This window comes from Vibrio sp. 10N.222.55.A1 (genome assembly GCF_041473835.1).
Lineage (GTDB): Bacteria > Pseudomonadota > Gammaproteobacteria > Enterobacterales > Vibrionaceae > Vibrio > Vibrio crassostreae_C.
Window position 1 is genome coordinate 42,107 of record NZ_JBFRSX010000051.1, and the last position, 6,576, is coordinate 48,682.

Here is a 6,576-nt window from a genome sequence, read left to right on the forward strand (position 1 = left end):
AATCATGCGCTTTACTGATGTTTTTATTAAACGTCCAGTTCTGGCTATTTCAATCAGCTTTTTGATCGCATTGCTTGGCTTCCAAGCAATCTTCAAAATGCAGGTTCGTGAATACCCAGACATGACAAATACGATCGTGACGGTCACGACGAGCTATTACGGTGCCAGTGCCGATCTGATCCAAGGCTTTATAACTCAGCCATTAGAACAAGCGATCGCTCAAGCCGATAATATTGATTATATGACGTCGCAGTCCGTACTCGGTAGCTCGACTATTACGGTCAATATGAAGCTCAATACCGACCCGAATGCCGCGCTGTCTGACATACTGGCCAAGACTAACTCGGTACGTTCTCAGCTTCCTAAAGAAGCCGAAGATCCAACCGTAACTATGTCTACCGGTTCAACAACGGCGGTACTCTACATTGGTTTTACGAGTGATGAACTCTCTGCAAGCCAAATTACCGACTACCTTGAGCGAGTGGTTAACCCACAACTGTTTACCGTTAATGGCGTATCAAAGGTCGACTTGTACGGCGGGATCAAATACGCATTACGTGTATGGCTTGATCCTTCCAAAATGGCAGCATTAAACCTGACAGCCACTGACGTGATGACGGTGCTTAATGCAAACAACTACCAATCAGCAACTGGCCAAGCAATTGGTGAGTTTATGCTGTACAACGGCAGTGCCAATACCCAAGTAACCAATACCGATGAATTAGAAAGGTTGGTGGTCAAAACCAGTCAAAATGGCGGTTCTATTGTTCGCTTAGGTGATATTGCTAAGGTTTCACTAGAAAAAAGCCACGATGTGGTTCGCGCAAGTGCTAATGGCAAACAAACGGTTGTAACCGCCATCAATGCAGCGCCAAGTGCTAACCCGATCAACATTGCTGCTGATGTTATGCAGCTGTATCCTGAGTTGGAGCGAAACCTACCAAGCAATATCAGCATGAATATCATGTATGACTCAACCATTGCGATTAATGAATCCATTCAAGAGGTTATACACACGATTGTTGAAGCCGCGCTGATTGTATTAGTGGTTATCACGCTATTCTTAGGCTCATTGCGTGCGGTTATCATTCCTATCGTAACCATCCCTTTATCGCTGGTTGGTGTTGCGATGGTGATGCAAGTCATGGGTTTCTCATGGAACTTAATGACGCTACTGGCGATGGTATTAGCAATCGGTCTAGTGGTTGATGATGCAATCGTAGTACTGGAAAACGTCGATCGACACGTCAAATTGGGGGAATCTCCTTTCAGGGCTGCCATCATTGGTACCCGTGAAATTGCAGTACCGGTTATTGCAATGACACTGACATTGGGCGCGGTTTATGCCCCTATCGCAATGATGGGTGGTATCACAGGCTCGCTGTTTAAAGAGTTCGCATTAACCCTCGCTGGCGCGGTATTTGTTTCTGGAATCATCGCTTTAACACTGTCTCCAATGATGTGTTCAAAGCTGCTAAAAGAAAATGCACAGCCGAGTAAGTTTGAACTGAAGGTACACAGCGTACTTGATCGTATGACAGGCCGTTACTCTAAGATGCTGCATGCGATCATGGATCATCGTCCGGTTATCATTGGCTTTGCGGTCATTGTATTTTTAAGCTTGCCGATGCTGTTTAAATTCATCCCAAGTGAACTTGCCCCTGCAGAAGATAAAGGGGTGGTGATGATGATTGGTACTGGTCAATCAACGGCTAACCTAGACTACCTAAGTAACACGATGGATGACGTGAGCGGTATCTTGGTGACCCAGCCTGAAATCCAATACGCTCAATCCTTCACTGGTGTACCAAACTCAAACCAAGCATTTGGTATTGCCTCAATGGTGCCATGGAGTGAGCGCACGGCTAGCCAATCTGAGGTAACGAACCGTATCAGTGGATTGCTACAAGATATCCCAGGCATGGCAGTAACCGCGTTCCAAATGCCAGAGTTGCCGGGTGCCGGTTCTGGTCTACCACTCCAGTTTGTGATTACCACACCAAGCAGCTTTGAGAGCTTATTCGCTATCGCAACCGATATTTTAACGGATGTGAAAGATAGCCCTCTCTTTGTCTACTCTGACCTTGATTTGAACTACGATTCAGCAACGATGAAGATTCAAATTGATAAAGATATGGCGGGCGCTTATGGGGTAACGATGCAAGATATCGGTGTCACCCTAAGCACCATGATGTCGGATGGTTACGTTAACCGTATTGACCTCAACGGTCGTTCTTATGAAGTGATCCCTCAGGTTGAGCGTAAGTTCCGCTTAAACCCAGAGTCAATGAATCATTACTACGTTCGAGCCAGCAATGGTGATGCTGTTCCTCTCGGTAGCTTGGTAACAATTGATGTGGTGGCAGAGCCTCGCTCTCTTCCTCACTTCAACCAGTTGAACTCAGCGACGGTCGGTGCGGTTCCTATGCCGGGCGCGGCGATGGGTGATGCGGTAAACTGGTTTGAAAACATTGCCCAAACCAAATTACCTGCAGGCTATAACCATGACTACATGGGTGAGTCGCGTCAGTTTGTAACAGAAGGCAGCGCACTGTATGTGACGTTCGGTTTAGCACTGGCGATCATCTTCTTGGTTCTGGCGATTCAATTTGAGTCGTTAAAAGATCCATTGGTTATCATGGTGTCGGTGCCACTCGCAATATGTGGTGCATTGATTGCGCTCGCTTGGGGCGCAGCGACGATGAACATCTACTCGCAAGTGGGGCTGATTACCTTGGTTGGTCTGATTACCAAGCACGGTATCTTGATCTGTGAGGTAGCAAAAGAAGAGCAGCTGCATAATAAATTATCACGCAAAGAGGCGGTTATGGAGGCGGCAAGGGTACGTCTACGTCCAATCCTAATGACAACAGCGGCGATGATTGCAGGCCTGATCCCATTGATGTACGCCACGGGTGCAGGTGCAGCTCAGCGCTTTAGTATCGGTATTGTTATCGTTGCTGGTCTGGCGATTGGTACGCTGTTTACGCTGTTTGTTCTGCCGGTTATTTATAGCTACTTAGCCGAAAAACATAAACCAATTCCAGTTTTCCTCGAAGATAAAGATCTCGAGAAGCTGGCCCGTGTTGATGAAGCAAAAGCGGCGCACAGAGAATTAGCTAACAATAAGTAATTTCCCTGTCGTATTAACAATAAAAAGGCTACTTCGGTGGCCTTTTTTTGTACGCCATAGGCGACATCTTTGATGTGATTAAATAGAATAGTGATAAATATTCAGGAGTTTTAATTGATATGTTTGATCCAAAAAAACTAGAGCAAATTGCTAAGCAGATCCACGATTCTATGCCTCAACCAGTAAAAGAGCTTGGTTCAGACGTAGACCAAAAAGTTCGCCAAGTTATCCAAGGCCAACTCAACAAGCTAGACGTTGTGAGCCGTGAAGAGTTTGATGTTCAAACACAAGTACTGCTTCGCACTCGCCAGAAGCTCACTGAAATGGAACAAAAACTGGCTGAACTAGAAGCAAAGCTTTCAGATAAATAGTCATTTTTTTCAATCAGTTCAAGTTCGAATAAAGGCTTACCTTCGGGTAAGCCTTTATTTTTTCCTCAATCTATCAAGCCTTCACCGGTAAAATAGTTGCAAGCATAAAAAAGCCCCGAACAAATGTTCAGGGCTATTTTTATTCAGTGATGAACTGGAAGATTAACCGCCAACAGCGATACGCTTCATGTCGCTCATGTAGCTACGTAGCTCTTCACCAATGTATTCTACAGGGTGGTTACGGATAGCTTCGTTTACTTCAATTAGCTTAGCGTTATCAACTTGGTTAGATGTCTCACCTAGACCACGGCCGATGACGTCCGTTGCTACTGAAGGCATGAACTTCTCACGTAGTAGCGGTGTTGCTACGTTAGCGAATAGGTAGTTACCGTACTCAGCAGTATCAGAGATTACAACGTTCATTTCGTAAAGACGCTTACGAGCAACTGTGTTTGCGATTAGTGGAAGCTCATGTAGAGATTCGTAGTAAGCAGACTCATCAATGATGCCTGATGCCGTCATAGCTTCGAATGCTAGCTCAACACCGGCACGAACCATAGCAACCATTAGGATACCGTTGTCGAAGTACTCTTGCTCTGAGATTTCTACGTCAGAAGCTGGGTAGTTTTCGAATGCAGTTTCGCCTGTCTCTTCACGCCAGCCTAGTAGGTTCACGTCATCGTTCGCCCAGTCAGCCATCATTGTGCTAGAGAAGTGACCAGAGATGATGTCATCCATGTGCTTGTTGTAAAGCGGACGCATTAGGTCTTTAAGCTCTTCAGAAAGCTCAAACGCTTTAACTTTAGCCGGGTTAGATAGGCGATCCATCATGTGAGTTACGCCACCAAACTTAAGTGCTTCAGTAATCGTTTCCCAACCGTATTGTAGAAGCTTGCCTGCGTAGCCAGGTTCGATGCCATCAGCAATCATCTTCTCGTAAGATACGATAGAACCCGCTTGTAGCATGCCACAAAGGATAGTTTGCTCACCCATCAGGTCAGATTTAACTTCTGCTACGAAAGAAGACTCTAGGCAACCTGCACGGTGACCACCAGTACCTGCAGCCCAAGCTTTAGCGATATCCCAACCTTCGCCTTTAGGGTCGTTTTCTGGGTGAACAGCGATAAGTGTTGGTACACCGAAGCCACGTTTGTACTCTTCGCGAACTTCAGAGCCTGGACACTTAGGTGCAACCATTACTACAGTAAGGTCAGCACGTAATTGCATGCCTTCTTCCACAACGTTGAAGCCGTGAGAGTAACCAAGAGCAGCGCCTTGCTTCATTAGAGGCATTACTGTTTCAACAACGTTTGTGTGTTGCTTATCAGGAGTAAGGTTGATTACTAGGTCTGCTTGAGGGATTAGCGTTTCGTAGCTACCCACAACAAAGCCGTTTTCATCAGCATTTTTGAATGATTGACGCTTTTCATCAATTGCCGCTTGGCGTAGAGCGTAAGATACGTCTAGACCAGAATCACGCATATTTAGACCTTGGTTTAGACCTTGAGCACCACAACCAACAATTACGATTTTCTTACCTTCAAGGTATTCAGCTTCTGTCGCGAATTCTTCACGATCCATAAAGCGGCAACGACCTAATTGGTCTAGTTGTTCACGAAGGTTTAATGTATTGAAATAGTTAGCCATTCTAGGGCACTCCTTTAAAAATAAGTCCGTAAGGTCGATATCTCTCTATCGAATGACTTCATACTAAAACAGACACTCCGTTGCTGAAAGTGATATATTCACAATTAGTTATTGCAATAAATGCAACATGGAAACGATCGCAGAACATGAACATAAAATCTCTACAATTATTTATACATTTATGCGACAGCAAGAGTTTCAGCAAAACCGCTGCTGCTATGCACGTCAGTCCTTCAGCGCTGAGCCGTCAGATACAAAAGCTTGAAGAGGAAACAGGACAAGAACTGCTAATCAGAGACAACCGCAGTGTTGATCTTACCCCAGCAGGAAAACACCTATTGCCTGTAGCATTGAGCATCGTGGGAGAGTGGCAGCAATATAACCTTCACCTGAAGGGCGGAGAGCAAGAACTTAAAGGTGAGATCCGTATATTTTGTTCAGTAACGGCTAGCTACAGTCACCTACCTGAACTCATAACCGAATTTAGGGCTATTCATCCGTATATTGAATTTAAGCTCTCTACTGGTGATCCAGCTCAATCCATCGACAAGATCTTAAACGATGAAGCGGATATCGCGATTTCAGCAAAGCCAGACATCCTTCCTTCAAGGTTAGAATTCGAAACCATCAGCGATATTCCACTGTCAGTCATCATTCCATCTGGTGTGAGTAGCTTTAGCCAACAACTGCAATCCGATAAGCCAAACTGGAATGAAGTGCCCTTTATCATCCCAGAAGCAGGAACAGCGCGTGAACGAGCCAATGCATGGTTTAAAAAGATGAAGATAAAACCCAACATATACGCGCAAGTTTCTGGCCATGAGGCGATTGTAAGTATGGTGGCACTAGGATGTGGAGTTGGCATCGCACCTGATGTGGTCATAAACAACAGTCCAGTAAGAGATAAAGTTAGCCGCTTAAAGATAGAACCTATCAAGCCATTTGAGTTAGGCGTATGTTGTAAGCGAGCACAGCTAGATAACCCTCTAATTCGAGCGTTCTGGCAAGTTGCAGAAGGGAAATATTTAGCGGACTAGTCGTCATTGTTTTAAATACAAAAAAGGGAAGAGCACGTCAGTGCCCTTCCCCTTTTATTTATGTATATCGCAGATAAGAAAAAAGCCCGCTGATTTCTCAGCGGGCTTTCTAATGGTGGTGGAGGGATAGGGATTTGAACCCTAGAACCGCTATTAACGGTTGCCGGTTTTCAAGACCGGTGCTTTCGACCACTCAGCCATCCCTCCAAAAAATTGTCATCAACAGATTAGTACACTGTAGATGTTGTTACATGTATACACAGGTAACGATATTTAAAGCCTGGCGATGTCCTACTCTCACATGGGGAAGCCCCACACTACCATCGGCGCTATTGTGTTTCACTTCTGAGTTCGGCATGGAATCAGGTGGGTCCACAATGCTATGGTC

At 45.3% G+C, this 6,576-nt stretch carries 4 protein-coding genes, 1 tRNA gene and 1 rRNA gene; 3 read left to right on the forward strand and 3 right to left on the reverse strand.

Going from position 1 to position 6,576, the window contains the following annotated elements:
* Window positions 1-4: 4 nt before the first annotated feature.
* Window positions 5-3,133, forward strand: coding sequence for a multidrug efflux RND transporter permease subunit (locus AB4493_RS16035; protein WP_017061963.1), 3,129 nt, complete (start codon window positions 5-7; stop codon window positions 3,131-3,133).
* 119 nt (window positions 3,134-3,252) lie between these two features.
* A complete protein-coding gene (gene ubiK, locus AB4493_RS16040; RefSeq protein WP_017061964.1) occupies window positions 3,253-3,504 on the forward strand; it encodes a ubiquinone biosynthesis accessory factor UbiK in 252 nt (83 codons plus the stop codon).
* Between the two features lie 162 nt (window positions 3,505-3,666).
* On the opposite strand, the gene ilvC is transcribed toward ubiK, so the two are convergent.
* A complete protein-coding gene (gene ilvC, locus AB4493_RS16045) occupies window positions 3,667-5,151 on the reverse strand; it encodes a ketol-acid reductoisomerase (protein ID WP_017061965.1) in 1,485 nt (494 codons plus the stop codon).
* Window positions 5,152-5,297: 146 nt separating this feature from the next.
* Here ilvC and ilvY point away from each other — a divergent pair, with 146 nt between their 5' ends.
* Window positions 5,298-6,188, forward strand: a complete 891-nt coding sequence (gene ilvY, locus AB4493_RS16050) for an HTH-type transcriptional activator IlvY (protein ID WP_017061966.1) — start codon at window positions 5,298-5,300, stop codon at window positions 6,186-6,188.
* A 116-nt stretch (window positions 6,189-6,304) separates the two neighbouring features.
* Here ilvY and AB4493_RS16055 read toward each other — a convergent pair.
* Both AB4493_RS16055 and rrf read right to left on the reverse strand, forming a co-directional pair.
* A tRNA-Ser gene (locus AB4493_RS16055) sits at window positions 6,305-6,395 on the reverse strand.
* A 71-nt stretch (window positions 6,396-6,466) separates the two neighbouring features.
* A 5S ribosomal RNA gene (gene rrf, locus AB4493_RS16060) occupies window positions 6,467-6,576 on the reverse strand; the annotation flags it as partial.